At 66.9% G+C, this 25,215-nt stretch carries 21 protein-coding genes; 11 read left to right on the forward strand and 10 right to left on the reverse strand.

The features are described 5' to 3' along the window. Positions 1-25 precede the first annotated feature (25 nt). The 4 genes from A9Z05_RS19905 to A9Z05_RS19920 all read left to right on the forward strand — a co-directional run bounded on the left by A9Z05_RS19905 (position 26) and on the right by A9Z05_RS19920 (position 6,448). The gene (locus A9Z05_RS19905) at positions 26-1,813 is read left to right on the forward strand and encodes an acyl-CoA dehydrogenase C-terminal domain-containing protein (protein ID WP_069619596.1); all 1,788 of its coding nucleotides are present in this window, start codon (positions 26-28) and stop codon (positions 1,811-1,813) included. A gap of 118 nt (positions 1,814-1,931) precedes the next feature. After that, the gene (locus A9Z05_RS19910) at positions 1,932-4,367 is read left to right on the forward strand and encodes a 3-hydroxyacyl-CoA dehydrogenase/enoyl-CoA hydratase family protein (RefSeq protein ID WP_069619597.1); all 2,436 of its coding nucleotides are present in this window, start codon (positions 1,932-1,934) and stop codon (positions 4,365-4,367) included. Between the two features lie 22 nt (positions 4,368-4,389). Further along, the gene (locus A9Z05_RS19915) at positions 4,390-5,589 is read left to right on the forward strand and encodes an acetyl-CoA C-acyltransferase (RefSeq protein ID WP_006477849.1); all 1,200 of its coding nucleotides are present in this window, start codon (positions 4,390-4,392) and stop codon (positions 5,587-5,589) included. Positions 5,590-5,680: 91 nt separating this feature from the next. After that, positions 5,681-6,448 (forward strand): enoyl-CoA hydratase, encoded by a 768-nt coding sequence (locus A9Z05_RS19920; protein ID WP_069619598.1) that lies wholly within the window; start codon positions 5,681-5,683, stop codon positions 6,446-6,448. 51 nt (positions 6,449-6,499) lie between these two features. Here the strand turns inward: A9Z05_RS19920 and fdhD are convergent, their stop codons facing one another. Continuing rightward, positions 6,500-7,324 carry a formate dehydrogenase accessory sulfurtransferase FdhD gene (fdhD, locus tag A9Z05_RS19925; RefSeq protein WP_069619629.1) on the reverse strand — a complete coding sequence of 275 codons (825 nt, stop codon included), beginning with the start codon at positions 7,322-7,324 and terminating at the stop codon, positions 6,500-6,502. A 119-nt stretch (positions 7,325-7,443) separates the two neighbouring features. Here fdhD and A9Z05_RS19930 point away from each other — a divergent pair, with 119 nt between their 5' ends. After that, positions 7,444-7,926, forward strand: coding sequence for a nitrate reductase associated protein (locus A9Z05_RS19930; RefSeq protein WP_069619599.1), 483 nt, complete (start codon positions 7,444-7,446; stop codon positions 7,924-7,926). Between the two features lie 39 nt (positions 7,927-7,965). Here A9Z05_RS19930 and A9Z05_RS19935 read toward each other — a convergent pair whose 3' ends face one another. Next, a complete protein-coding gene (locus A9Z05_RS19935) occupies positions 7,966-8,361 on the reverse strand; it encodes an acyl-CoA thioesterase (RefSeq protein WP_006485741.1) in 396 nt (131 codons plus the stop codon). Positions 8,362-8,534: 173 nt separating this feature from the next. On the opposite strand from A9Z05_RS19935, the gene A9Z05_RS19940 reads away from it, so the two are divergent. Then, positions 8,535-10,406 carry an ABC transporter ATP-binding protein/permease gene (locus tag A9Z05_RS19940; protein WP_069619600.1) on the forward strand — a complete coding sequence of 624 codons (1,872 nt, stop codon included), beginning with the start codon at positions 8,535-8,537 and terminating at the stop codon, positions 10,404-10,406. Between the two features lie 217 nt (positions 10,407-10,623). On the opposite strand, the gene murU is transcribed toward A9Z05_RS19940, so the two are convergent. Continuing rightward, positions 10,624-11,346: an N-acetylmuramate alpha-1-phosphate uridylyltransferase MurU gene (gene murU / locus A9Z05_RS19945; RefSeq protein ID WP_069619601.1), complete on the reverse strand. Its 723-nt coding sequence runs from the start codon at positions 11,344-11,346 to the stop codon at positions 10,624-10,626. Between the two features lie 22 nt (positions 11,347-11,368). Next, on the reverse strand, positions 11,369-12,418 hold the full coding sequence (locus tag A9Z05_RS19950) for an aminoglycoside phosphotransferase family protein (protein WP_069619602.1): 1,050 nt from the start codon (positions 12,416-12,418) through the stop codon (positions 11,369-11,371). Positions 12,419-12,641: 223 nt separating this feature from the next. On the opposite strand from A9Z05_RS19950, the gene A9Z05_RS19955 reads away from it, so the two are divergent. The 4 genes from A9Z05_RS19955 to rsmA are packed head-to-tail and all read left to right on the forward strand — an operon-like array spanning position 12,642 to position 18,281. Further along, positions 12,642-15,002, forward strand: a complete 2,361-nt coding sequence (locus A9Z05_RS19955) for an LPS-assembly protein LptD (RefSeq protein ID WP_069619603.1) — start codon at positions 12,642-12,644, stop codon at positions 15,000-15,002. Between the two features lie 51 nt (positions 15,003-15,053). Then, complete coding sequence (locus tag A9Z05_RS19960; RefSeq protein ID WP_050014667.1) at positions 15,054-16,412, forward strand: peptidylprolyl isomerase; 1,359 nt, start codon at positions 15,054-15,056, stop codon at positions 16,410-16,412. An 11-nt stretch (positions 16,413-16,423) separates the two neighbouring features. After that, the gene (gene pdxA / locus A9Z05_RS19965) at positions 16,424-17,413 is read left to right on the forward strand and encodes a 4-hydroxythreonine-4-phosphate dehydrogenase PdxA (RefSeq protein WP_069619604.1); all 990 of its coding nucleotides are present in this window, start codon (positions 16,424-16,426) and stop codon (positions 17,411-17,413) included. Between the two features lie 46 nt (positions 17,414-17,459). After that, positions 17,460-18,281 (forward strand): 16S rRNA (adenine(1518)-N(6)/adenine(1519)-N(6))-dimethyltransferase RsmA, encoded by an 822-nt coding sequence (rsmA, locus tag A9Z05_RS19970; RefSeq protein WP_069619605.1) that lies wholly within the window; start codon positions 17,460-17,462, stop codon positions 18,279-18,281. On the opposite strand, the gene A9Z05_RS35005 is transcribed toward rsmA, so the two are convergent. Next, positions 18,278-18,598, reverse strand: a complete 321-nt coding sequence (locus A9Z05_RS35005; RefSeq protein ID WP_084044346.1) for a DUF1493 family protein — start codon at positions 18,596-18,598, stop codon at positions 18,278-18,280. The two genes, rsmA and A9Z05_RS35005, sit on opposite strands and share 4 nt — an antisense overlap. Before the next feature lie 541 nt (positions 18,599-19,139). On the opposite strand from A9Z05_RS35005, the gene gloA reads away from it, so the two are divergent. After that, positions 19,140-19,523, forward strand: coding sequence for a lactoylglutathione lyase (gene gloA / locus A9Z05_RS19975; RefSeq protein WP_069619606.1), 384 nt, complete (start codon positions 19,140-19,142; stop codon positions 19,521-19,523). A gap of 108 nt (positions 19,524-19,631) precedes the next feature. Here the strand turns inward: gloA and A9Z05_RS19980 are convergent, their stop codons facing one another. The 5 genes from A9Z05_RS19980 to glyQ are packed head-to-tail and all read right to left on the reverse strand — an operon-like array spanning position 19,632 to position 25,073. Beyond that, the gene (locus A9Z05_RS19980) at positions 19,632-20,519 is read right to left on the reverse strand and encodes a M48 family metallopeptidase (protein WP_069619607.1); all 888 of its coding nucleotides are present in this window, start codon (positions 20,517-20,519) and stop codon (positions 19,632-19,634) included. A 45-nt stretch (positions 20,520-20,564) separates the two neighbouring features. After that, positions 20,565-21,329 carry a 1-acyl-sn-glycerol-3-phosphate acyltransferase gene (locus A9Z05_RS19985; RefSeq protein WP_069619608.1) on the reverse strand — a complete coding sequence of 255 codons (765 nt, stop codon included), beginning with the start codon at positions 21,327-21,329 and terminating at the stop codon, positions 20,565-20,567. Between the two features lie 43 nt (positions 21,330-21,372). Further along, complete coding sequence (gene gmhB / locus A9Z05_RS19990; protein WP_069619609.1) at positions 21,373-21,936, reverse strand: D-glycero-beta-D-manno-heptose 1,7-bisphosphate 7-phosphatase; 564 nt, start codon at positions 21,934-21,936, stop codon at positions 21,373-21,375. A 10-nt stretch (positions 21,937-21,946) separates the two neighbouring features. Further along, on the reverse strand, positions 21,947-24,046 hold the full coding sequence (gene glyS, locus A9Z05_RS19995; RefSeq protein ID WP_069619610.1) for a glycine--tRNA ligase subunit beta: 2,100 nt from the start codon (positions 24,044-24,046) through the stop codon (positions 21,947-21,949). Positions 24,047-24,068: 22 nt separating this feature from the next. Continuing rightward, positions 24,069-25,073, reverse strand: coding sequence for a glycine--tRNA ligase subunit alpha (glyQ, locus tag A9Z05_RS20000; RefSeq protein WP_006488593.1), 1,005 nt, complete (start codon positions 25,071-25,073; stop codon positions 24,069-24,071). Between the last annotated feature and the right edge of the window lie 142 nt (positions 25,074-25,215).

Consider the following 25,215-nt stretch of genomic DNA (forward strand, 5'->3'; position numbering starts at 1 on the left):
CCGTTGCCCACCTTTGGAGAGAGTCATGGGACAGTACGCCGCGCCGCTGCGCGACATGCAATTCGTGTTGCACGAGCTTCTGAACGTCGAAGCCGAAGTCAAGCAAATGCCCAAGCATGCGGACCTCGACGCCGACACGATCAACCAGGTCCTCGAGGAAGCGGGCAAGTTCTGCTCCGAGGTACTGTTCCCGCTGAACCAGGTCGGTGACCGCGAAGGCTGCACGTATGAAGGCGACGGCGTCGTGAAGACACCGACCGGCTTCAAGGAAGCCTACCAGCAGTACGTCGAGGCCGGCTGGCCGGCGCTCGGCTGCGATCCGGACTACGGCGGCCAGGGCCTGCCCGCGTTCGTGAACAACGCGCTCTACGAAATGCTGAACTCGGCGAACCAGGCATGGACGATGTATCCGGGCCTGTCGCACGGCGCGTATGAATGCCTGCACGCGCACGGCGCGCCGGAACTGCAGCAGCAATACCTGCCGAAGCTCGTGTCGGGCGAATGGACGGGCACGATGTGCCTGACCGAGCCGCACTGCGGCACCGACCTCGGCATCCTGCGCACCAAGGCCGAACCGAACGGCGACGGCTCGTACTCGATCAGCGGCACGAAGATCTTCATCTCGAGCGGTGAGCACGACATGTCGAAGAACATCGTCCACCTCGTGCTCGCGCGCCTGCCGGACGCGCCGCAGGGCACGAAGGGGATCTCGCTGTTCATCGTGCCGAAGTTCATTCCGGACGCGTCGGGCGAGCCGGGCGAGCGCAACGGCATCAAGTGCGGCTCGATCGAGCACAAGATGGGCATCCACGGCAACTCGACGTGCGTGATGAACCTCGACGGCGCGAAGGGCTGGATGGTCGGCGAGCCGAACAAGGGCTTGAACGCGATGTTCGTGATGATGAATGCCGCGCGCCTCGGCGTCGGCATGCAGGGCCTCGGCCTCACGGAAGTCGCGTACCAGAACTCGCTGACGTACGCGAAGGAGCGCCTGCAGATGCGCTCGCTGACGGGCCCGAAGGCACCGGACAAGCCGGCCGACCCGATCATCGTGCACCCGGACGTGCGCCGCATGCTGCTCACGCAGAAGGCTTACGCGGAAGGCGCGCGTGCATTCACGTACTGGTCCGCGCTGCAGATCGACAAGGAACTGTCGCACGCCGACGAAGCCGTGCGCAAGGAAGCGGCCGACCTCGTCGCGCTGCTCACGCCGATCATCAAGGCGTTCCTGACCGACAACGCGTTCGAGTGCACGAACCACGCGATGCAGATCTACGGCGGCCACGGCTTCATCTCCGAGTGGGGCATGGAGCAGTACGTGCGCGACGCACGGATCAACATGATCTACGAAGGCACGAACTCGATCCAGTCGCTGGACCTGCTGGGCCGCAAGGTGCTCGGCGACATGGGCGCGAAGCTGAAGAAGTTCGGCAAGCTCGTGACCGAATTCGCGGAAGCCGAAGGCGTGAAGCCCGAAATGGCCGAGTTCATCAACCCGCTCGCCGACATCGGTGAAAAGGTGCAGAAGCTGACGATGGAAATCGGCATGAAGGCAATGCAGAACCCGGACGAAGTCGGCGCTGCCGCCGTGCCGTACCTGCGCACCGTCGGCCATCTGGTGTTCTCGTACTTCTGGGCGCGCATGGCGCGCCTCGCACTCGACAAGGAAGCGTCGGGCGATCCTTTCTACAAGTCGAAGCTCGCCACCGCCCGCTTCTACTTCGCGCGTCTGCTGCCCGAAACGGCATCGACGATCCGCGCCGCGCGCGCCGGTTCGAAGACGCTGATGGAAGTCGACGAATCGCTGTTCTGACGCGAGACCGGGCGGTGCGCGCCGCGCGCCGCGCCGCCCGAACGCAACGGTTCCTGGTACTCACTTCGCCGTGCAGCCCTCACATTCCGCGCTGCACGACACTATCCGGAGACATCCCGTGAGCAATTTCCTGATTCGCAAGGTCGCCGTGCTGGGCGCCGGCGTGATGGGCGCGCAGATCGCCGCGCACCTCGTCAACGCGCGCGTGCCGGTGCTGCTGTTCGACCTGCCGGCCAAGGAAGGCCCGAAAAACGCGATCGCGCTGAAGGCGATCGAGAACCTGAAGAAGCTGTCGCCCGCGCCGTTCGGCGTGAAGGACGATGCGAAGTACCTCGAAGCGGCGAACTACGAAGACGACATCGCGAAGCTCGCCGAATGCGACGTCGTGATCGAGGCGATCGCCGAGCGGATGGACTGGAAGCACGACCTGTACAAGAAGGTCGCACCGCACATCGCTTCGCACGCGATCTTCGCGACCAACACGTCGGGGCTGTCGATCACGAAGCTGTCCGAAGGATTCTCGGACGAGCTGAAGTCGCGCTTCTGCGGCGTGCACTTCTTCAACCCGCCGCGCTACATGCACCTCGTCGAGCTGATCCCGACCGCGCATACGCGTGCCGAAATCCTCGACCAGCTTGAAACCTTCTTGACGAGCGTCGTCGGCAAGGGCGTCGTGCGCGCGAAGGACACGCCGAACTTCATCGCGAACCGCGTCGGCATCTTCTCGATCCTCGCGGTGATCACCGAGGCCGCGAAGTTCGGCCTGCGCTTCGACGAAGTCGACGACCTGACGGGCAGCCGCCTCGGCCGCGCGAAGTCGGCGACGTTCCGCACCGCGGACGTGGTCGGCCTCGACACGATGGCGCACGTGATCAAGACGATGCAGGACAACCTCGCCGACGATCCGTTCTTCCCGGTCTACCAGACGCCCGCCGTGCTGGCCGAACTGGTGAAGCAGGGCGCGCTCGGCCAGAAGACGGGCGGCGGGTTCTACAAGAAGGAAGGCAAGGCGATCAAGGTGCTCGACGCGAAGACGGGCGCCTACGTCGATTCCGGTGCGAAGGCGGACGAAACGGTCGGTCGCATCCTGAAGCGCCCGCCGGCAGAACGCCTGAAGCTGCTGCGCGAGACGGATCATCCGCACGCGCAGTTCCTGTGGTCGATTTTCCGCGACGTGTTCCACTACATCGGCGTGCATCTGGAGTCGATCGCCGACAACGCGCGCGACGTGGACCTCGCGATCCGCTGGGGTTTCGGCTGGAACGAAGGCCCGTTCGAAGGCTGGCAGGCCGCCGGCTGGAAGCAGGTCGCCGAGTGGGTGCAGGAAGACATCGCGGCCGGCAAGGCGCTCGCGAACGTGCCGCTGCCGTCGTGGGTGCTCGAAGGCCCGGTCGCCGAGAAGGGCGGCGTGCACACGGCCGAAGGCTCGTGGGCGCCGGCATCGAAGCGCTTCGTGCCGCGTTCGGACCTGGCCGTGTACGGCAAGCAGGTGTTCCGCGCGCCGCTCATCGGCGAAACCGGCGCCGATCCGAAGACGTACGGCAAGACGCTGTTCGAGACCGACGCGGTGCGTGCGTGGGTCGACGATCGTGCCGGTGAAGACGACGTCGTGATCGTGTCGTTCAAGTCGAAGATGAACACGATCGGACCGAGCGTGATCGACGGCCTCGTGCAGGCGATCGAACTCGCGGAGAAGGACTACAAGGGCGTGGTGATCTGGCAGCCGACGTCGCTGAAGCTCGGCACGCCGGGCGGCCCGTTCTCGGCCGGCGCGAACCTCGAAGAGGCGATGCCCGCGTTCATGATGGGCGGCGCGAAGGGCATCGAGCCGTTCGTGAAGAAGTTCCAGGAAGGCATGCTGCGCGTGAAGTACGCGAACGTGCCGGTCGTCGCGGCCGTGTCGGGCATCGCGCTCGGCGGCGGGTGCGAGCTGATGCTGCACAGCGCGAAGCGTGTCGTGCACGTCGAGAGCTACATCGGTCTCGTCGAAGTGGGCGTCGGCCTCGTGCCGGCCGGCGGCGGCCTGAAGGAAGCGGCGCTGCGTGCGGCGGACGCCGCGACGGCCGCGAACGCGACCACCGACATCCTGAAGTTCGTCACGAAGTCGTTCGAGAACGCGGCGATGGCGAAGGTGTCGGCGTCCGCGCACGACGCACGTGCGATGGGCTACGTGAAGCCGTCCGACACGATCGTCTTCAACGTGTTCGAACTGCTCGACACCGCGAAGAAGGAAGCGCGTGCGCTGGCCGATACCGGCTACCGCGCGCCGCTGCGCGCGAAGGACGTGCCGGTCGCGGGCCGCTCGGCGATCGCGACGATCAAGGCATCGCTCGTCAACATGCGTGACGGCCGCTTCATCAGCGACCACGACTACCTGATCGCAAGCCGCATCGCCGAAGCCGTGTGCGGCGGCGACGTCGAAGCCGGCAGCCTCGTCGACGAAGAATGGCTGCTGGCGCTGGAGCGCCGCGCGTTCGTCGAGCTGCTCGGCACGCAGAAGACGCAGGAACGGATCATGGGCATGTTGCAGACCGGCAAGCCGGTGCGTAACTGAGCGAGCAGACAAGGAGTCTGAAATGAGCAAACAATTGCAAGACGCATACATCGTCGCCGCCAGCCGCACCCCGATCGGCAAGGCCCCGCGCGGTGTCTTCAAGAACACGCGCCCCGACGAGCTGCTGGTTCACGCGATCAAGTCGGCGGTCGCGCAGGTGCCGGGTCTCGACACGAAGGTGATCGAGGACGCGATCATCGGCTGCGCGATTCCGGAAGCCGAGCAGGGCCTGAACGTCGCGCGCATGGGCGCGCTGCTCGCGGGCCTGCCGCAGACGGTCGGCGGCGTGACGGTCAACCGTTTCTGCGCGTCGGGCATCACCGCGCTCGCGATGGCGGCCGACCGCATCCGCGTCGGCGAATCGGACGCGATCTTCGCGGGCGGCTGCGAATCGATGAGCATGGTGCCGATGATGGGCAACAAGCCGTCGATGTCGCCGCACATCTTCGATCGCAGCGAAGACTTCGGCATTGCGTACGGGATGGGGCTGACGGCCGAGCGCGTCGCCGAGCAGTGGAAGGTGAGCCGCGACGACCAGGACGCGTTCTCGGTCGAATCGCACCGCAAGGCGCTCGCCGCGCAGCAGGCCGGCGAATTCGGCGACGAAATCGCTGCGTACACGATCACCGAGCGTTTCCCGAACCTCGCGACCGGCGAAGTCGACGTGAAGACGCGCGAGATCAAGCTCGACGAAGGTCCGCGCGCGGATACGTCGCTCGAAGGCCTCGCGAAGCTGCGCACGGTGTTCGCGAACAAGGGCTCGGTCACGGCCGGCAACAGCTCGCAGACGTCCGACGGCGCGGGCGCGCTGCTCGTCGTGTCGGAGAAGGTGCTGAAGGAATTCAACCTGACGCCGCTCGCGCGCTTCGTGAGCTTCGCGGTGCGCGGCGTGCCGCCGGAAATCATGGGGATCGGCCCGAAGGAAGCGATTCCGGCCGCGCTGAAGGCCGCCGGCCTGAAGCAGGACGATCTCGACTGGATCGAGCTGAACGAAGCGTTCGCCGCACAATCGCTGGCGGTGATGCGCGATCTCGGCCTCGATCCGTCCAAGGTCAACCCGATGGGCGGCGCGATCGCACTGGGCCACCCGCTCGGCGCGACCGGCGCGATCCGCGCGGCGACCGTCGTGCACGGCCTGCGCCGCCGCAACCTGAAGTACGGGATGGTCACGATGTGCGTCGGCACCGGCATGGGCGCCGCGGGCATCATCGAACGCCTGTAAGCGGGACGCGACGAAAAGCGACGACGGTGCGCGGGCCACGAGCTCGCGCACCGTTTTTTCATTCCGGTAGAGACAGTCAAAGGAGACGGTTGTGGCCGACATTCAAGTGGAACGCGCCGACGGCGTGATGACGATCACGATCGCGCGCCCGGCGAAGAAGAATGCGCTGACGGCGGCGATGTACCAGACGATGGCCGATGCGCTCGCCGACGCGCAGGAAGACAAGGCGACGCGCGTGATCCTGCTGCGCGGCAGCGACGGCAATTTCAGCTCGGGCAACGATCTCGAGGATTTCCTGAAGTCGCCGCCGCAGGACGACACCGCATCGGTCTTCCAGTTTCTGGCGCGGATCAGCAGCGCGAGCAAGCCGGTCGTGGCGGCGGTGCCCGGCATTGCGGTGGGCGTCGGCGTGACGATGCTGCTGCACTGCGATCTGGTCTATGCGGCCGACACCGCGACGTTCTCGCTGCCGTTCGTGCAGCTCGGGCTGTGCCCGGAAGCCGCGTCGAGCGCACTGCTGCCGCAGCTGGCAGGTCATCAGGTCGCCGCCGAGAAGCTGCTGCTGGGCGAGGCGTTCGACGCGCTGGAAGCGCACCGGATCGGCATCGTCAACCGCGTGCTGCCGGCGGCCGAGCTCGACGCGTTCGCGGCGAAGCAGGCGGCGAAGCTGGCGGCGCTGCCGGCGGCATCGCTGCGTGTGACGAAGGCGCTGCTCAAGGATACGGGCGGCGTGGCGACGCCCGCGCGGATGGCCGAGGAAGCGCGCCACTTCTCGGCGATGCTGCGCGCGCCGGAAGCGCGCGAGGCGATGACGGCGTTCTTCGAGAAGCGCAAGCCGGATTTCCGTCAGTTCGACTGACGGCGCAGGCCGCGCCGGCGGTGGATTGCCGGTGCGCGGGCCCGATCGCGATCAGGCCGTGCCGTAGTCGACGTGGCCGGTTTCGCGGCAGAAGCTGACGAGCCGCAAGCCGGCCGCCTTCGCGATTTCGATCGCGAGCGACGACGGCGCGGAAATGGTCGCGACCAGCGGGATGCCGACCCGCGCGGCCTTGCGCACGAGCTCGTAGCTCGCGCGGCTCGACAGGAACACGAAGCCGTCGGTGGTATCGGCGCGCGCCAGCACGAGCGAGCCGATCAGCTTGTCGAGCGCGTTGTGGCGCCCGACGTCCTCGAATGCCGTGCGGATCGCGCCTGTTGCATCGCACCACGCGGCCGCATGCAGCCCGCCGGTCAGTTTCGTGAGCGCCTGATGCGCCGGCAGCGCATGCGCGGCGCGCGCCAGCGCGTCGGGTGCGAGGCGCGCGAGAAAACCGGTGTCGGGCACGCGTTCGGGCGCGAGGTCGAGCAGGTCGATGCTTTCGATGCCGCAGACGCCGCAGCCCGTGCGCCCCGCGAGCGCGCGGCGCCGGTCCTTCAGCGCGGCGAACGCCTGCTGGACGACTTCCAGATGGACTTCCGCATGCGGCAGCGGCGCGTCGGCGTGCAGGATCACCTCGATGTCCTTGATGTCGCTGCCGCGCGCGACGATCCCTTCCGAGATCGCGAAGCCGACCGCGAACGCTTCGAGGTCGCATGGCGTGCACATCATCACCGCATGCGAGATGCCGTTGAAGACGAGTGCGACCGGCCATTCCTGGCCGACGAAGTCGTGCGCGGTTTCGACCGCGCCGCCGCGCGTGCGGCTCACGGGCAGCTCGATCGCGCCGCGCGGTTCATCTGATTGGGTCGGATTCACGAGCACTCCGTTGATTCGAGGTACGGCCGGCGACGATCGTGCCGCCGCCCGCGCGCAGAGGTTCTAAAATACCCCAGGCAAGCCGGCCGCGCCGGCATCCGCCACGTCAGGTAACGACCATGGGACTCAGCGACGCTCCGTTGCTCTTCAACTTCGAACACGATTCGTCGGAAAACTTCACGTACATCCCGATGATCGTGCGTTTCAATCTCGATCGCTTCGGCCTGCGGATTTCGCTCGAACAGTGGCAACTGCTGCCGCTCGAGGACCGCAAGCTGCTCGCGCGCTTTCCGGCCGACGACGACACCGCGATCGAGCCCAACTTCGATCACGCGCTGTTCGAAATGCTGCGCACGCACGCCGATCTGGAGCCTTCATGGTTCCAGCCCGACGAGCAGCCGGCCTGGCGCGCCGTCGACACGGTGCCGGAGTCGCTGGTGCGGCAGAGCGCGCTGGCCGGGCTGCCGGCGCCCGCGCTCGCGCAGTGGCAGCGGCTCGCGCCGTTCCAGCGCTACGTGCTGGTCAAGCTGTCGCGCAAACCGACGCTGAATCACGATTTCGTGCCCGCGATGCGGGAATTCGGGCTGACGGCCACGCACTGACGGCCGCATGCCGCGCGGCGGCCCGGCGCTTGCCCGCCGTCAGAGCGGCGGCAGTTGCCGCGGCTTGCGGTCCGGGCCGGTCGCGACGTAGGTGAGCGTCGCTTCGGTGACTTTCACGACTTCGCCCATCAGGCGCATGCGCTGCGCGTACACCTCGACGTCGACCGTGATCGACGTGTTGCCGGTGCGCATGATGGTGGCGTAGAAGCTCAGCAGATCGCCGACGAATACCGGCTGCTTGAACACGAACGAATTGACCGCGACCGTCGCGACGCGGCCGTTCGCGCGCTGGCTCGCGGGAATCGAGCCGGCGATGTCGACCTGCGACATGATCCAGCCGCCGAACACGTCGCCGTGAACGTTCGCGTCGTGCGGTTGCGGGACGACGCGCAGCGCGGGCTGCTTCTGCGGGAGTTCGAGGGTCGAATCGGTCATGGCGGGGCTTTCATCCTGTAATAAACGAGCCGCCGCGCGCACGCTGGCCGGCGAGTCCGCCGGCAGCGGCGCGAAGCGGCTTCTGCGACAATACAACGTTCGCAAATTGTACGAGAAAGCGCGCGAGCCGGCCGCCGATACGCGCGCCCGGCATCGCCGCAGGACCTTTCCCCATGCGCCGATTTCCCGCTTCCGGCGAGCCCGCGCCGGCTTCGACCGGGCCTCGCAACGACTGGCAGACCATCCGGTCGCTGCTGCCGTACCTGACCACCTACAAATGGCGCGTCGCGCTCGCGCTCGGCTGCCTGATCGGCGCGAAGGTCGCGAACCTCGGCGTGCCGGTCGTGATGAAGCGCATCGTCGATCACCTGTCCGCCGTGCAGCAGCTTACCGCGCTCGGCCGCGCCGAGCAGTCGGCCGGGATCGTGCTCGCGGGCGGCGTCGGGCTGCTGGTCGTCGCGTATGCGCTCGTGCGGCTGTCGACGTCGCTCTTTACCGAATTGCGCGAAATCCTGTTCTCGAAGGTCACCGAGAGCGCGGTGCGCCAGCTCGCGCTGCAGGTGTTCCGGCATCTGCACGGGCTGTCGCTGCGCTTCCATCTCGAGCGGCAGACGGGCGGCATGTCGCGCGACATCGAGCGCGGCACGCGCGGCATCCAGCAACTGATTTCGTACTCGCTGTACAGCATCCTGCCGACGCTCGTCGAGGTCGGGCTCGTGCTCGGCTTCTTCGTGGTCAAGTACGAGGCCTACTACGCGTACGTGACGTTCGCGGCGCTGGTCACGTACATCGTGTTCACCGTGAAGGTCACCAACTGGCGCACGCACTTCCGCCGCACGATGAACGAGCTCGATTCGCGCGCGAATTCGCGCGCGATCGACTCGCTGATCAACTACGAGACGGTGAAGTACTTCGGCAACGAGGCGTGGGAGGCGCAGCGCTACGACGAGAACCTGAAGCGCTACCGGAAGGCCGCGATCCGCTCGCAGAACTCGCTGTCGGTGCTGAACTTCGGCCAGCAGGCGATCATCGGCACGGGGCTCGTGTTCATCCTGTGGCGCGCGACGCAGGGCGTGCTCGCGGGCAAGCTGACGCTCGGCGATCTCGTGTTGATCAATACGTTCATGCTGCAGCTCTACATTCCGCTGAACTTCCTCGGCGTCGTCTATCGCGAGCTGAAGCAGAGCCTGACCGACATGGACCGGATGTTCGGGCTGCTGTCGGCGCCGAAGGAAGTGGCCGACCGGCCCGATGCGCCGCCGCTCGCGGTGGCCGGCGCGCAGGTGCGCTTCGAGCACGTGAACTTCGCGTACGAGCCGTCGCGGCAGATCCTGCACGACGTGACGTTTACGATCGATGCCGGCACGACGACCGCGGTGGTCGGTCACAGCGGTTCGGGGAAATCGACGCTGTCGCGGCTGCTGTTCCGCTTCTACGATCTCGACCGGCAGGCGGGCGGCGCGATCCGGATCGACGGGCAGGACATTCGCGACGTCACGCAGGAATCGCTGCGCGCGTCGATCGGGATCGTGCCGCAGGACACCGTGCTGTTCAACGACTCGATCTACTACAACATCGCGTACGGCCGGCCGACGGCGACCCGCGACGAGGTGGTCGCGGCCGCGCGCGCCGCGCACATCCACGATTTCATCGAAGGGTTGCCGAAGGGCTATGACACGCCGGTGGGCGAGCGCGGGCTGAAGCTGTCGGGCGGCGAGAAGCAGCGCGTCGCGATCGCGCGCACGCTGCTGAAGGATCCGCCGGTGCTGCTGTTCGACGAAGCGACGTCGGCGCTCGATTCCCGCTCGGAACGCGCGATCCAGCACGAGCTGGATCAGATCGCGCGGCATCGCACGACGCTCGTGATCGCGCACCGGCTGTCGACGGTCGTGCATGCGCAGCAGATCCTCGTGATGGACCACGGGCGGATCGTCGAGCGCGGCACGCACGACGAACTCGTGCGCGCGGACGGGCTGTATGCGCAGATGTGGGCGCTGCAGCAGCAGCGCGCGGCGGCGGGCGGCGAAGAGGCCGAGGCCGCGTGAGCACGGGTGTCGCGCAACGCGGCGCGCGGCGGGAGCGGATGGTTGCCCGTCCGTTCGGCTGCCCGCTCGGCGACGGGCGGCGTGGCGGCGTCACCGTCGGGTGAACCGGCGGACGTTCGCGGCACGTGATCCCGGCTCGGCCGGGCATTCATCGGCCGGCAGGCCATCGGCGCACCGCGCCGGCCACCCGACGAACCGGCGCTCGGCCGCGCAACGATCAGCCCGCGGCGGCGCGCAGCCGTGCGTCGAGTTCGCCGAGCTGCGCGGGCGTACCGACGTTCTCCCAGATCCCTTCGTACAGTTCGCCGCTCGCGCGGCCGGCTTCGATCGCCGCGCGATAGTACGGCGTCAGCGCGCGCCGCGTGCCGGGCGCGAGGTCGCGGAACATCCGCGTGTCGTACAGGCCGATGTTGCCGAACGTGAAGCGCGCGGCGCCGTCGAGCGCGAGACGGCCGTCGTCGCCGAGCGCGAAGTCGCCGGCCGGATGGAACGGCGGGTTCGGCACCATCACGAGGTGCATCGCCGGCGTGTCGAGCCCGGCCATCCGGGCGGCGCGCGGCGCGAGCGTCCGGTAGTCGAACGCGCAGTACACGTCGCCGCTGACCGCCGCGAACACCGTCGGCTGCCCGTCGCGCTCGATGAGCGGCAGCGCCTGCGCGATGCCGCCGGCGGTTTCCAGCGCGTCGCCCTCGGCCGAATACGCGAGTCGCACGCCCCAGCGCGAACCGTCGCCGAGCGCGGCCTCGATCTGCTCGCCGAGCCACGCGTGGTTGATCACGATCGTGTCGATGCCCGCGCGCGCGAGCGCCTCGATCTGCCACACGATCAGCGGCTTGCCGCCGGCTTCGAGCAGCGGCTTCGGGCAGGTGTCGGTCAGCGGACGCATCCGTTCGCCGCGTCCGGCGGCGAAGATCATCGCCGTGGTCAGGGGTGTGCTCATGGTCGACTGGGTGCGAGGACGGTCAGAACGTATAGCCGACGTCGGCCGGCGCGTTGCCCTCGAGCTCGTCGAGCAGCTTCGCGAACGGTACGAGCGGGCGATAGCGCAGCGCGACCTTGCGTGCATACGCGAGGAAGCGCGGCAGGTCGTTCAGGTAGTGAGGCTTGCCGTCGCGGTAGTTGATGCGCGCGAACAGGCCGAGGATCTTGATGTGGCGCTGCAGTCCCATCCATTCGAGCTGGCGGTAGAACTCGCCGAAATCCGGGTCGACCGGCAGGCCGGCCTTCTTCGCCTTTTCCCAGTAGTACGCGAAGCAGTCGAGCTCGAACTCTTCGTCCCAGCTGATGAATGCGTCGCGCAGCAGCGACACGACGTCGTACGTCAGCGGCCCGTAGACGGCGTCCTGGAAGTCGAGCACGCCCGGGTTCGGCTCGCAGACCATCAGGTTGCGCGGCATGAAATCGCGCAGCATGAAGCCTTGCGGCTGCGCGTGCGCGCTCGCGACCAGCAGCGCGAACGTGCGGTCGAGCGTGCCGCGCATCGCGTCGGTGACGGGCTTGCCGAGATGGCGGCCGACGAACCATTCGGGCAGCAGCTCCATTTCGCGGCGCAGGAACGCCTCGTCGAACGGCGGCAGCACGTCGGGCTTCGACGTGAGCTGGAAGCGGATCAGCGCGTCGAGCGCCGCGCGCATCAGCGGGCGGGCCGCGACCGGATCGGCCGGATCGAGCACCGAGATGTAGGACGTGCGGCCGAGGTCGGTCACGAGCATGAAGCCCGCGTCGAAATCGTGGGCCAGCACGTCCGGCACGTGGTCGCCGGCCGCGGCGAGCAGCTGCGCGACCTGGACGAACTCGCGGCACTTCTCGGGCGGCGGCGCATCGACCGCGATCAGCGTGCCGCCGGGGCTCGTGGCCGACGCGACCCGGAAATAGCGGCGGAAACTGGCGTCCGACGACGCGGGCGCGAGGGTCGACAGATCGAGGGCGTAGCGCTCGGCGAGCGGGTTCAGCCACGCGGTGAGCGCGTCGAGGCGGGCGTCGGGCTGGGATGCGGCGGATGGGGGCGTCATGAAACTCGGCGGAGGGGGGAACGTCTTGCCATATAATACCCCACGACTTTTTTGACGCGCCCCGCGTCAGCTTCCGCCGTGCAGGCCCGCCGCCTGTCGCGCCGTCCGCCCGATCGCCTCCCCGGTTTGCGAAGAGCCGCAGTCGCGGCTCGACGGCGCGGCTCGCCGCGCGCGAAGGTGCCGTGCAGGCGCGGTTGACAAGGGGCGATTCGCCAAACGATAGATGCCGCCCAAACCGCTATTCCCGAATGTTTTCCCCGGTGACGGGGCGCCGCGCAAACGGCGGCTCGCGCTCGCGCTCCTGGCCGTGCCCGGCCTCGTGCCGGCCGTGTCGTACGCGCAGCTGTCGGGCGCGGCTGCGCAGCCGCAGCCGCTCGACTCTCCGTGGGATCTGCGTCTCGCGCCCCAGCTCGAGGATCATCCGCTGAAGGACGGTGCGAAGCCGGCCGCCTTCGTGATCGCCGACCATACGAGCGGCACCGCCGAGCAGGATCTCGCCGCGAAGGGTTCGGCCGAGCTGCGGCGCGGCGACGCCGTCGTGAAGGCCGACGCGATCCACTACGATCAGGATACCGACATGGCCGATGCGTACGGCCAGGTCAAGGTGGTCAATGGCGGCACGTCGTTCGCCGGCCCCGAGGCGCACCTGAAGATCGAGGCGAACCAGGGCTTCATGACCGCGCCGAAGTATCACTTCAACGTGACGGGCGGGTCGGGCAGCGCGGAGCGCGTCGACATGGTCGACAACGAGCGCTCGGTGTTCGTCAACGGCACGTACACCGCGTGCCAGTGCTCGACGAACCCCGCGTGGTACATCAAGGGCAGCCGCTTCGACTTCGATACGGGCGCCGACGAGGGCACCGCGCGCAACGGCGTGCTGTTCTTCCAGGGCGTGCCGATCTTCGCGAGCCCGTGGATGACGTTCCCGCTGTCGGGCGAGCGGCGCAGCGGCCTGCTGCCGCCGACGTTCTCGGTGAACTCGAACAACGGCTTCGAGCTGTCGCTGCCGTACTACTTCAACATCGCGCCGAACCGCGACCTGACGCTCACGCCGCGCATCATCTCGCGGCGCGGCGTGATGACCGAAGCGACGTTCCGCTATCTATCGCCGTCGTATTCGGGCACGTTTACGGCCAATTACCTGCCGGATGACCGGCTCGCGCATCGCAACCGCTACGCGATCTACTGGCAGCACCAGCAGAACTTCGGCGGCGGCTTCGGCGGCTACGTCTACTTCAACAAGGTCTCGGACAACACGTATCCGGAAGACCTCGGGTCGGCGAACCAGTTCATCAACGGCACGCAGACGCTGTACCAGCAGGAGGCCGGCCTCACGTACAACAACGGTCCGTGGTCGGTGCTCGCGCGCTACCAGCACTGGCAGACGCTGCCGCCGTCGATCGCGCCGTACAGCCGCGAGCCGCAGTTGAACGTGAAGTACACGAAGTACAACGTCGGCGGCTTCGACTTCGGCGCGGAAGCCGATTATTCGCGGTTCCGCATCACGACCGCCGATGCGACCCAGGGCGACCGGATCGTCTTCAACCCGTACATCTCGTACGGCGTGTACGGCCCCGGCTACTTCGCGGTGCCGAAGGTCCAGTACCACCTGGCGTCGTACGACCTGAACTACCTATCGTCCGCCACGCCGAACAGCCCGAAGCGCTTCACCGAGTCGATCCCGACCGTGAGCTTCGATTCGGGCCTGATCTTCGACCGTTCGGTGCGCCTGTTCGGCCAGGACTTCATCCAGACCCTCGAGCCGCGCCTGTACTACGTGTACACGCCGTATCGCGATCAGTCGAACGCACCGCTGTTCGACACCGCGGAATCGGACTTCGGCCTCGCGGAGATCTACCAGCCGAACACGTTCGTCGGTAACGACCGGATCGCCGATGCGAACCGGATCACGGCCGGGCTGACCTCGCGCTTCATCGATCCGCGCACCGGCGACGAGCGCGCGCGCTTCGTGATCGCGCAGCAGTACTACTTCGCCGATCAGCGCGTCACGCTGAACCCCGGGCAGAGCGCCGTGCTGGCGCGCCACTCGGACCTGATCGTCGGCGCCGCGCTGAAGCTCGGCTCGGGCTTCATGTCGGAAACGGCGTTCCAGTACAACCAGAACAACAACCAGCTCGTGAAGTCGAGCATCGGTTTCGGCTACAGCCCGGGCGAGCGCCGCGTGATCAACGTCGGCTACCGCTATACGCGCGTGAACACCACGCTCGACAACCAGCCGATCAACCAGTTCCTGGTGTCCGCGCAGTGGCCGCTCACGCGCCGTCTGTATGCGATCGGTCGGTTCAACTACGACTTCGCCGGGGACCGCGTGGTCGACGGTCTGGTCGGCTTACAATACGACGCGGATTGCTGGGCGCTCGGGGTCGGGGTGCAGCGGGCCGCGAACGGCATCAATTCGTCGGGACAGCAGAACTCGTCGACGCGCTTCATGATGCAGCTGACGCTCAAGGGCTTGTCGACCATCGACAACGGCCTCGTGTCCGCATTCCGCGCCGGGGTGCCGGGCTACACGCCGTTGCCGCCGCCGCCGCCGCCGATGTCCCGCTTCAGCAACTACGAGTAACGCCGGCATGTCTGCACCGGTCAGCACGATTTCAATGGAGTTTCAGTGGCAATGAAGAAAACCCTTCGTTTCGCGGCAGTCGTGTCCAGCCTCGCCGCGTCCGCCGCGCTGCTCGCCGCCGCGCCGGCCGCGGCGCAGGCACTCGGTTCGCAAGGTGCGCAGCTCGCCGACGAAGTCGTCGCCGTGGTCAACAACGACGTGATCACGGGCCGCGAACTCGACCAGCGCGCCGGCCTGATCGCACGCCGCCTGCAGCAGCAGAACGCACCGGTGCCGCCGGCCGACCAGTTGCGCGCGCAGGTGCTGAACCAGATGGTGCTCGAACGTATCCAGGTGCAGAAGGCCAAGGACGACGGGATCCGCATCGACGACGCGACCGTGCAGGCCACGCTGCAGCGTCTCGCGCAGGCGAACGGGATGACGCTCGACCAGTACCGCGCGCGCCTCGAGGCGCAGGGCGTGCCCTGGAGCATCTTCACGAGCGACGCGCGCACCGAGCTGATGCTGTCGAAGCTGCGCGAGCGCGAGGTCGACGGCAAGATCACGGTGTCGGACGCCGAGGTCGCGAACTACATCGCGAGCCAGCGCGGGCCGAACGCCTCGCAGCAGCAGGACCTGCGCTTCCAGCACATCTTCATCAAGGCGCCCACCAACGCGCCGCAGGCCGACATCGAAGCCGCGCAGAAGAAGGCCGAAGCGCTGCTGCAGCAGGCGAAGTCCGGCGCCGATTTCGAGCGCCTCGCGAAGAACAACTCCGAAGCGAACGACGCGAAGAAGGGCGGCGATCTCGGCTTCAAGGCGCCGAGCGCGCTGCCGCCCGACGTCGTCGACGCCGCGTCGAAGCTGCGCCCGGGCGAGGTCAACCCGACGCTGATCCGCGTGCCGGACGGCTTCGAGATCGTGCGCCTCGTCGATCGCCGCCAGAGCCAGGGCGCGAGCGCCGCGGCGCCGAAGATCGTCCAGACGCACGTGCGCCACATCCTGCTGCGCGTCGGCGAAGGCAAGTCGGAAGGCCAGGCGCGCCAGCAACTGGCCGACATCCGCAAGCAGGTCGAGGCCGGCGGCGATTTCGCGAAGTTCGCGCGCACCTACTCGCAGGACGGTTCCGCGTCGCAGGGCGGCGATCTCGGCTGGATCAGCCCGGGCGAGACCGTGCCGGAATTCGAGCGCGCGATGAACAACCTGCAGGACGGCCAGATCAGCCAGCCGATTCGTACCGAATACGGCTATCACCTGATCCAGGTGCTGAACCGCCGCGAGGCGGAAGGGTCGGTGCAGCAGCAGATGGACATCGCCCGTCAGGCGATCGGCCAGCGCAAGGCCGAGCAGGCGTATGCCGACTGGCTGCGCGAGCTGCGCGATTCGTCGTACGTGCAGTACAAGATCGGCGGCGTCGGCCCGGCGAACTGAGCGAGCCTCGGATGAGCACGCGCGCGCTGCAGATCGCGATCACGACCGGCGAACCCGCGGGGGTCGGCCCGGAGCTGACCGTGCAGGCGCTGCGTGACGCCGCGCAGCGCTGGCCCGACGCGCATTTCACCGTGCTCGGCGATGCCGCGTTGCTCGACGCGCGAGCGGCGGCGGTCGGCGTCGATGCGGACACGCTGGCCGGCGGCGCGCAGGTGTCGGTCGCGCATCACGCGCTGGCGGCGCCCGCGCAGGCGGGCAAGCTGGACGCGGCGAACGGCCGCTACGTGCTCGGGCTGCTCGACGCGGCGATCGACGGCGCGCTGGCCGGCCGGTACGACGCGATCGTCACCGCGCCGCTGCAGAAGAGCACGATCAACGATGCGGGCGTGCCGTTCACCGGTCATACCGAATACCTGGCAGAACGCACGCGTACGCCGCGCGTCGTGATGATGCTGGCCGGCACCGGCCACCGGCCGCTGCGCGTCGCGCTCGCGACCACGCACCTGCCGCTGAAGGACGTATCGGCCGCGCTGACGATCGACGGGCTCGTCGAGACGCTCGCGATCATCGACCGCGACCTGCGGCGCGATTTCGGTCTCGCCGCGCCGCGCATCCTCGTGACGGGCCTGAACCCGCACGCGGGCGAGAACGGTTATCTCGGTCGCGAGGAGATCGACGTGATCTCGCCGGCGCTGGCCCGCGCGAACGCGCAACACATCGACGCGCGCGGGCCCTATCCGGCCGACACGCTGTTCCAGCCGCGCCATCTGGCCGATGCCGATTGCGTGCTCGCGATGTTCCATGACCAGGGTCTGCCCGTGCTGAAGTACGCGACGTTCGGCGAGGGCATCAACGTGACGCTCGGGCTGCCGATCATCCGCACGTCGGTCGATCATGGCACCGCGCTCGATCTGGCCGGCACGGGCCGCGCGGATCCGGGCAGCATGATCGCCGCGCTCGATACGGCCGTCACGATGGCGCGCCATCGCCGCGCAGCCTGACGCTGCCGGTTACCCCATTCGTCGTATTTTTCGTTTTACTCAGTCGATGTCGAACAGCAGACAGCACCAAGGCCATTTCGCGCGCAAGCGCTTCGGGCAGAACTTCCTCGTCGATCACGGCGTGATCGACTCGATCGTCGCGACGATCGGCCCCGCGCGCGGCCAGCGGATGGTCGAGATCGGCCCCGGGCTCGGCGCGCTGACCGGGCCGCTGATCGAGCGGCTCGCGACGCCGGAGTCGCCGCTGCACGCGGTCGAGCTCGACCGCGATCTGATCGGGCGCTTGCAGCAACGCTTCGGCGCGCTGCTGAAGCTGCACGCGGGCGACGCGCTCGCGTTCGACTTCGGTTCGCTCGCGATGCCCGGCGACAAGCCGTCGCTGCGGATCGTCGGCAACCTGCCGTACAACATCTCCAGCCCGCTGCTGTTTCACCTGATGACGTTCGCCGATGCGGTGATCGACCAGCATTTCATGCTGCAGAACGAGGTCGTCGAGCGGATGGTCGCGGAGCCGGGCACGAAGGCGTTTTCGCGGCTGTCGGTGATGCTGCAATACCGCTACGTGATGGAAAAGATGCTCGACGTGCCGCCGGAATCGTTCCAGCCGCCGCCGAAGGTCGATTCGGCGATCGTCCGGATGATTCCGTACGAGCCGCACGAACTGCCGGACGTCGATCCGGCGCTGCTCGGCGAAATCGTCACCGCCGCGTTCTCGCAGCGCCGCAAGATGCTGCGCAATACGCTCGGCGACTACCGCGAGACGATCGATTTCGACGCGCTCGGCTTCGATCTCGCGCGCCGTGCGGAGGATGTGAGCGTGGCCGAATATGTCGGTGTGGCGCAGGCGCTGGCGGCGGTGCGTCGTTAACGCCGTTCCCATCGCCCCCGCTTCATTGCTTCTTCCAACATCCCCAGTGTGAGCGATCGCCCTCCTAGCGATTCTCGCGCCTTTGCGCTGAACGGCGACTTCAACGCAGCCAGCACTACGTCACGCTTTCGCACACTCGCGGATGGAACGTAGTAGGCGATATTGAAGTCGCTGAGGTCGACGTGAAATCGTTCAGCCCACGTCTGCATGACGCTCACGATTCTGGGTGGTTCCCAATCGAGATCATGATGCAGGCCCATATCGCGAGTTAATTCCTCGTCCAGCGCGAATACTCCGGCGGCGCGTACTTCCCGTATGAATTGCTGAAGTTGGGGTCACGCATCGTCCATTACAGTCCATCCTCACGTTTTACTCGTCCGTTGTATTCTATAACCGTTTTGGATTCGATCATTGCCATGTCGATGGCATTGCTAACTTTCAACTCATCCGTCGTTTTTATCGATCGCGATCAAAAGAGCAGCTCTGAAGGTGTGAGGTTGTTGTGTATCCCATATGTATATGTGCTTTGCATGGTGGCATGGAAATGAAATGAGATTGCAAGAGTGGCGTATTGCTTTTGAGGATGGAAATCTGATTTATTTTGAAATATTTAAATATCTCGGTATTAACGAATTTATCTGAATGGCATCGCTGATGCGATACGTTTTTGTCTGCGTCGGTGCCGCATATTTCCCGTTAATCCTCGTATTTTCCTTATTTCCCACGTGAGCCGATAGTTGTCGCGTCATCCATGCGGCAAAAAGGCTATCGCGTCTCGCGGAGGCTCGCGGCCAGCGGATTTTCCGCGACTCCGGTAGAATTTCCGGTTCTGGAAAGTCCCCCACAGGAGTACAACACATGCGTTTGCTGCATACGATGCTGCGAGTCGGCGATCTCGACCGCTCGATCAAGTTCTACACCGAATTGCTCGGCATGAAGCTGCTGCGTCGCGAGGATTATCCGGAAGGCAAGTTCACGCTCGCGTTCGTCGGCTACGAAGACGAGAGCACGGGCACCGTGATCGAGCTGACCCACAACTGGGAGACGCCGTCCTACGATCTCGGCAACGGCTTCGGCCATCTGGCCGTGGCGGTCGACGATGCGTACGAGGCCTGCGAGAAGATCAAGGCGCAAGGCGGCAAGGTCACGCGCGAGGCAGGCCCGATGAAGCACGGCACGACCGTGATCGCGTTCGTCGAGGATCCGGACGGCTACAAGATCGAGTTCATCCAGAAGAAGTAAGCGCCGGATGAACCGGGCTGCGGCGTGCGGCGTGCGCCGCGGCAGCGAAAAAGGGCGGTGCGAGTGACCTCGCATCGCCCTTTTTCGTTGATGGCGGAGCCGTGCGCGTCAAAGCGACGGCAGCAACTCGGGCGGGTGATGCTTGAGCGTGTGCCGCGCTTCGCGGAACTCGGGGAAGATCGATTCGACGGTCTGCCAGAAGGCCGGGCTGTGGTTCATCTCGCGCAGGTGCGACAGCTCGTGCGCGACGACGTAGTCGATGATCGACATCGGGAAATGGATCAGCCGCCAGTTCAGGCGGATCTTGCCGTCGCTCGAACAACTGCCCCAGCGCGTCGCGGCCGACGACAGCGCATACATCGAATACGTGACGCCGAGCTTTTCCGCATAGACGACGAGGCGTTCGCCGAAGATGCGTTTCGCTTCGCCCTGCAGCCAGCCCTGCACGCGATCCTTGATCTGCTGCATGTCGGCCTGCACGGGCAGCGGCAGCGACAACCGCAGCGCATCGGCGTCGAAGGCGACGGCGCCCGCGCCGAGTGCGATCGTCACCGTCTTGCCGAGATACGGCAGCTGCGCGCCGTCGCGCCAGTCGATCTGCGGCAGCGCGCGCTGCTCGGTGCGCGTCTTCCACTCCGCGAGCTTCGCGAAGATCCAGCGTTGTTTCTCGGCGATCGCCGCTTCGATGTCGGCGAGCGTGACCCAGCGCGGTGCGGTGATGGACAGCCCGCTGCCGTCGATCGTGAAGCCGATCGTGCGGCGCGCCGAGCGCTTCAGCCGGTATTCGAGCACGCGGCTGTCGAGCGCGAACGTGCGCACGCGGGAGCGATCGGGCGCCGGGCCCGGGTCGAGCGGCGCGGCGGGGAGGGCGTCGGGCGGCGCCGGCGGGGCGGCAGGCGCCGACGGCGTGGCGGCCGGCCCGTCGAAGAGCGGCAGATCCATCTGGCGATGATCGAGGGCCACGACGGCAGGCCGTGGCCGCGGACGCTGTTTCATCAGTTCGCTTCTTTTTGTCGTACGCAACGGCTGCAATCCGGGGCGTCAGGCGCGTGCGGCATCGCGGGTGCCGGCGTTGCCCGTCTGACGATACGCATCGGGATCGATGCGGCGCATTTCCGCTTCGATCCATGCTTCGACCTGCGAGTTCAATGCATCGGGCGTCAGCCCTTCGCTCGCGATCGGCTTGCCGATCGACACCGTGACGACGCCCGGGAATTTCGTGAACGAGTTGCGCGGCCACACACGACCTGCATTGTGCGCGATCGGCACGACCGGCGTGCCGGTTTCGATCGCGAAGCGCGCGCCACCCGTCTTGTACTTGCCCTGCTTGCCGACCGGCGTGCGCGTGCCTTCGGGGAACATGATCATCCATGCGCCTTCCGACAGGCGCTTCTTGCCCTGGCGGATCACCGAATTGAACGCGTTCTTGCCTTCCTTGCGGTTGATGTTGACCATGTGCAGCAGCCCGAGCGCCCAGCCGAAGAACGGCACGTACAGCAGCTCGCGCTTGAACACGTAGCACAGCGGCTTCGGCATCAGCGCCGGAAACGCGAGCGTCTCCCACGCGGACTGGTGCTTCGACAGCAGCACGGCCGGGCCGTCGGGCAGGTTCTCCATCCCTTCGATCCGGTAACGGATGCCGTTCAGCCAGCGCACGACCCACAGCGTCGACTTGCACCAGCCGGCCGCCATCCAGTAGCGCGCGTCGGGGCGCATGAACGGGAACGCGATGAAGCACGCGGTGGCGTACGGCACCGTGTACACGATGAAGTAGATCAGCAGCAGCAGGGAGCGGACGAAGCGCATCGGCGTGAGTCTGGTGTTGGGGAGGATGCGCGCGGCAGCCGCATCACTCGTGTTCGTGTGAAAGAAAGTCGAGCGCGAACGCGCGCAGGTCGTCATGGACCTTCGTGCCATCCGGCAGATTGCCCGCGGCGAGCGTTTTCTTGCCCTTGCCGGTCAGCACGAGGTGCGGCTGGAAGCCGACCGCGACACCGGCCTGCAGGTCGCGCAGCGAATCGCCGACGACCGGCGTGTGATCGGGATCGATCTCGAAGCGCTCGGCGATCATCTGCATCATGCCGGGTTTCGGCTTGCGGCAGTCGCAGTGATCCTCCGCCGTGTGCGGGCAGAAGAACACCGCGTCGATGCGCGCGCCGACCGCGGCCGCCGCGCGATGCATTTTCAGGTGCATCTCGTTGAGCGCGGCCATGTCGAACAGCCCGCGACCGATGCCGGACTGGTTGGTCGAGACGACCACGCGATAGCCCGCGTGGTTGAGCCGGGCGATCGCCTCGAAGCTGCCGGGCAGCGCGATCCATTCGTCGGGCGTCTTGATGAACGCATCCGAATCGACGTTGATCACGCCGTCCCGGTCGAGGACGACGAGCTTTCGGTTGGGGCTGGTCGGCATCGTGCGGCCCTTATGCGGCGAGCTTCGAGATGTCGGCGACGCAGTTCATCTGCTGGTGCAGCGCGAACAGCAGCGCGAGACGGTTCGCGCGCAGCGCCGGATCTTCCGCGTTGACCATCACGTCGTTGAAGAACGTGTCGACCGGCGCGCGCAGCGCGGCGAGCGCCGACAGCGCGCCCGTGTACGCACGCGCCTCGAGCTGCGACTGCACGTGCGGCGTGACGGCCGCGAGCTGTTCGTGCAGCGCCTTCTCGGCCGCCTCGACGAGCAGCGTCGGCTGCACCGCGCCGTTCGCGCCGCCTTCCGATTTCTTCAGGATGTTCGAGATCCGCTTGTTCGCGGCCGCGAGCGCTTCCGCTTCCGCGAGGCGCGTGAATTCGCGCACCGCGTCCAGGCGCGCGACGAGATCGTCGATGCGCGTCGGGTTCAGGCTCAGCACCGCGTCGATTTCGCCGGCCGAATAGCCGCGCTCACGCAGCAGCCCGCGCAGGCGATCCATGAAGAACGCGAAGATCGCGTCGGTGGATTCGGCGACGCCCGGCACGCCGTCAAAGCGTGCGTGGGCCGTGCGCAGCAGCGATACGAGATCGAGCGGCAGTTGCTTCTCGAGCAGCAGGCGCAGCACGCCGAGCGCGTGACGGCGCAGCGCGAACGGATCCTTCTCGCCGGTCGGCGCGAGGCCGATGCCCCAGATGCCGACGATCGTTTCGAGCTTGTCGGCGAGCGCGACGGCGGTCGACACCGGCGTGGTCGGCAGCGCGTCGCCGGAGAAGCGCGGCTGGTAGTGCTCGGCGCACGCGAGCGCGACGTCGTCGGCTTCGCCGTCGTGGCGCGCGTAGTACGTGCCCATCGTGCCCTGCAGCTCCGGGAACTCGCCGACCATGTCGGTCAGCAGGTCGGCCTTCGCGAGACGCGCGGCGCGCTTCGCGTGCGCGGTATCGGCGCCGATCGCCGGGGCGATCTCGCCGGCCAGCGCCTCGAGGCGCTCGACGCGCGCGAGCGCCGAGCCGAGCTTGTTGTGATAGACGACGTTCGCGAGTTGCGGCACGCGCTCGGCGAGCGGCTTCTTCTTGTCCTGCTCGAAGAAGAACTTCGCATCGGCGAGGCGCGGGCGCACGACGCGCTCGTTGCCTTCGATGATCTCGCCCGGCGTCTTCGTCTCGATGTTCGACACGATCAGGAAGCGCGAGCGCAGCTTGCCGGCGACGTCGGTCAGCGCGAAATACTTCTGGTTCGTCTGCATCGTGAGGATCAGGCATTCCTGCGGCACCTGCAGGAATTCGTCCTCGAAGCGGCACGGGTAGACGACCGGCCATTCGACCAGCGACGTGACTTCGTCGAGCAGCGATTCGGGCATCACGACCGTGTCGCCGTTCGCATGTTCGTTCAGTTGCGTGCGGATCGTTTCGCGGCGATCGGCGAAGTGGGCGATCACGCGTCCCTTGTCGCGCAGCGTGTCCGCGTATGCATGCGCATGCTGGATCGCGACGAGGCCGTCGGACAGGAAGCGGTGGCCGAGCGTCGTATCGCCGGCATCGACGCCGAACGCGGTGACGGGCACGACGCGGTCGTCGTGCAACACCGTCAGGCGATGCACCGGGCGCACGAACTTCACGTCCGAGCCGTCCGGGCGCTGATACGTCATGAATTTCGGGATCGGCAGCTTCGCGAGCGCTTCGTCGAGCGCGGCCTGCAGGCCGTCGGCGAGCGTGGCGCCGGCCGCCGAGTAGTTGATGAAGAATGCTTCGGCCTTGCCGTCCTGCGCGCGCTCGAGATCCGCGATCGACGCGTTCGGGTGGCCGAGCGCCGCGAGCTTCTTCGCGAGCGGCGCCGTCGGCTTGCCTTCGGCGTCGAGCGCGACCGACACGGGCAGGACCTTTTCGCGGACCTGTTTGTCGGGTGCGACGGCGCGCACGTTCTGCACGACGACCGCGAGGCGGCGCGGCGTCGCGTAGCGCTCGAACACGAGTTCGCCTTCGACGAGGTCGCGCGCGGCGAGGCGTTGTGCGACACCTTCGGCGAATGCGTCGCCGAGGCGCGCGAGGGCCTTCGGCGGCAGCTCTTCGGTCAGCAGTTCGACGAGCAGGGGGGCGGGATGATTGTGCGTCATGGTTGGATTGAATCTCGTCTCGTCAGACCTGATCGATCTTGCGTTCGACCTTGAGCGGCGGCGCCCATGCCGGCTGCGCGGCGTCCTGGGCGTCGGTGGTGAGGCCCGGCACGCCCGGCGGGTTGCCGAGCATCGGGAAGCCGAGCTTCTCGCGCGAGTCGTAGTAAGCCTGCGCGACGAGACGCGACAGCGCGCGGATGCGGCCGATGTACGCCGCCCGCTCGGTGACCGAGATCGCGCCGCGCGCGTCGAGCAGGTTGAACGTGTGGCCGGCCTTCAGCACGAGCTCGTACGCGGGCAGCGCGAGCTGCGCGTCGATCATCTTCTTCGCTTCCGCTTCGTAGCTGTTGAAGAACGTGAACAGCAGGTCGACGTTCGCGTGCTCGAAGTTGTAGGTCGACTGCTCGACCTCGTTCTGGTGGTACACGTCGCCATACGACAGGCGGCGCAGCTCGGGGCCGTTCGGGCCTTGCTCTTCCCACTCGGTCCACACGAGGTCGTACACGTTCTCGACCTTCTGCAGGTACATCGCGAGGCGCTCGAGGCCGTACGTGATCTCGCCGAGCACCGGCTTGCATTCGAGGCCGCCGACTTCCTGGAAATACGTGAACTGCGTGACTTCCATCCCGTTCAGCCACACTTCCCAGCCGAGACCCCACGCGCCGAGCGTCGGGTTTTCCCAGTCGTCCTCGACGAAGCGCACGTCGTTCTGCTTCAGGTCGAAGCCGAGCGCCTCGAGCGAGCCGAGGTACAGGTCGAGGATGTTTTCCGGCGCCGGCTTGAGCACGACCTGGTACTGGTAGTAATGCTGCAGGCGGTTCGGGTTTTCGCCGTAGCGGCCGTCCTTCGGGCGGCGCGACGGCTGCACGTACGCGGCGCGCCACGGCTCGGGGCCGACCGCGCGCAGGAACGTGTGGACGTGCGACGTGCCCGCGCCGACTTCCATGTCGATGGGCTGGAGCAGGGCGCAACCCTGCTTGTCCCAGTAGGACTGCAGCGTCAGGATGATTTGCTGAAACGTAAGCATGAAGAGCCTTCGTGGCGCTGGCGCTCCGTTGCGGACGGCGCTCCGGGCGGGCCCGGAGGGTCGGCTCGCGCGGCGGCGCGGCTTGTTAGTGTGCTGAAACGCGTAATTTTACCGGATCGGCGACCGGATGCGGCCGGAAGGC

It is taken from the genome of Burkholderia sp. A2, from assembly GCF_001729305.1.
GTDB lineage: Bacteria > Pseudomonadota > Gammaproteobacteria > Burkholderiales > Burkholderiaceae > Burkholderia > Burkholderia sola.